This is a genomic window from Mesorhizobium sp. M7A.F.Ca.CA.002.05.1.1 (assembly GCF_003998335.1).
Taxonomy (GTDB): domain Bacteria; phylum Pseudomonadota; class Alphaproteobacteria; order Rhizobiales; family Rhizobiaceae; genus Mesorhizobium.
Genome location: NZ_RZQI01001212.1, coordinates 1 through 1,397, shown reverse-complemented (window position 1 = coordinate 1,397; position 1,397 = coordinate 1). Strand labels below are relative to the sequence as shown.

Here is a 1,397-nt window from a genome sequence, read left to right as displayed (position 1 = left end):
GGAGAAGGCCGGTCGTCCCGCCGCACTCGGTCATTCCTGCACGCCGGACCTTCTCGGCGATCTGCAAACCCACATCCCGTCGCTGCGCACGCAATGCCGCACCGGCCAGCGCATAGTGGTGTCGGAGGCAAGAAAACGATGAGAATTCTGATTTGCAACGACGACGGCATCGAAGCGCCGGGGCTTGCCCGTCTGGTCAATGCGGCCGGCGCGTTGAGCGACGATGTCTGGGTGGTCGCGCCCGACAGCAAGCGCACCGCTGCCGGCTCGTCATTGACGATTGCCAGGCCGTTGACCATGCGGCGCGTCAAACCGAACTGGTACTCCTGTTCCGGCACTCCGGCCGATTGCGTGGTAAGCGCCATGACCTGGCTGTTCGCCGATTCCGAGAAGCCGGGCCTTGTGCTGTCGGGCGTCAACGATGGCCGCAACGCTGCCGAGGACCTTGCCTATTCCGGTACGCTCGGCATTGCGCGGGAGGCGACGTTCTGGGGCGTTCCGGCCATCGGGTTCTCACGCGTGAAAAATCCTGATTTCACCGATGGCGACGACCAATGGCTTGGCGCGCTCATCGCTTCATTGTGGCAATCGCGCGCCGACTGGGCCGCTGAGGGTCATTGGCTGAGCATCAACCTGCCGACCTTGCTGCCGGCCGAAATCCGGCAGCCGCGCATCGGTCGCGACAAGATCGCTCGCAAGGCCGAGATCGTGGAAAGCGATGGCGATCATACAGTCATCACCGTGCCGCGCGGTCGGGCCCATGACAGCCAGCCGGGTGACGAAAACGAGGCGATCGATGCCGGCTTCATCAGCATCAACCGGCTGAACTGGTTTGGCGAGACACGGCTGGACGAACGGTTTCTGGACGGGATCCCGCGCCAGCGGCAAACTGGCTGACCTGGGGTCTGCGCGTCGTCATCCGATCACCAACCTGTCAGCGGTTAAATCAAGCCAATCCACCACCTATGCTTGAAGCCGCCGCTATTTCATTCCACATCGGTGAGGATGAAGGGCGAGACAGGAGAACGGCGGCGGCATCTGCTGTGGGCTTTGCCCGCATCGCTGATCCTGCATGCGCTCATCGCGGCGTTTCTGGTCTATGGCCTGCCGAGACCCGAGCAGCAGCCGGTTCAGCAGGAACAGCCCGTCAATGTCGCGATCGTGCCGCCACCCGAGAAGCCCAAGCCGAAACCTGCTCCAAAGCCACCGGAACCGACACCTGAAAAGAAGGCTGAGAAGCCGCCTGAACAAAAGCCGCCTCCGGAACCGCCGAAACCGCCAGACGACCAGGTTCTGAAGCGCGTTTTCCAGTACGGCCAGAAAGATACCGGGCCGGAGAAATCGCTCGACGGAAGCAGCGCTAAGCCCAGCACGCCGTCGCCGGCCAAGGATGAGGC

General features: G+C 63.0%; 1 protein-coding gene and 1 pseudogene. Both read left to right on the top strand.

Annotated elements, in window-relative coordinates:
- Positions 1–138: 138 nt before the first annotated feature.
- On the top strand, positions 139–897 hold the full coding sequence (locus EN939_RS34205) for a 5'/3'-nucleotidase SurE (protein ID WP_127271828.1): 759 nt from the start codon (positions 139–141) through the stop codon (positions 895–897).
- Positions 898–1,005: 108 nt separating this feature from the next.
- A pseudogene (locus EN939_RS34200) lies at positions 1,006–1,397 on the top strand (DUF930 domain-containing protein); the annotation flags it as partial.

Excerpts from the sequence above, each read along its gene's own strand:
- EN939_RS34205 (WP_127271828.1), top strand. The coding sequence starts at position 139 with ATGAGAATTCTGATTTGCAACGACGACGGCATCGAAGCGCCGGGGCTT.